The organism is Achromobacter sp. SIMBA_011 (genome assembly GCF_046535435.1).
Classification (GTDB): Bacteria; Pseudomonadota; Gammaproteobacteria; order Burkholderiales; family Burkholderiaceae_B; genus Achromobacter; species Achromobacter dolens.
Genome location: NZ_JAWRWN010001205.1, coordinates 1 through 236, shown reverse-complemented (window position 1 = coordinate 236; position 236 = coordinate 1). Strand labels below are relative to the sequence as shown.

At 37.7% G+C, this 236-nt stretch carries 1 protein-coding gene; it reads left to right on the top strand.

Annotated features, from left to right (window positions below; genetic code table 11):
- Window positions 1–236 (top strand): hypothetical protein (locus SB816_RS34880; protein ID WP_410548610.1); only part of this gene is annotated, 236 nt, incomplete at both ends.

Sequence of the window (236 nt, the reverse complement as noted above, 5' to 3'; positions counted from 1 at the left end):
AGGTGAAAAGCCTTGCTAAAGCGGGCGAGGTGTTTCGAAAGGACAATAATAGTTTAGAAAATGAGTTGGTACGTGAACGCAACCGAACAAAAGAATTGTCTAAAGAGAATGATCGTTTGAAAAGCGAAAACAGGAGTTTGAAAGCTGAAAAGAAAGAACTTGAAACAGAGAATCGCTTCTTAAAGCGTTCAATTAGTGCTTTCTTGACCTTTTTCGGAGAAAAGCAAAAAGAGTAT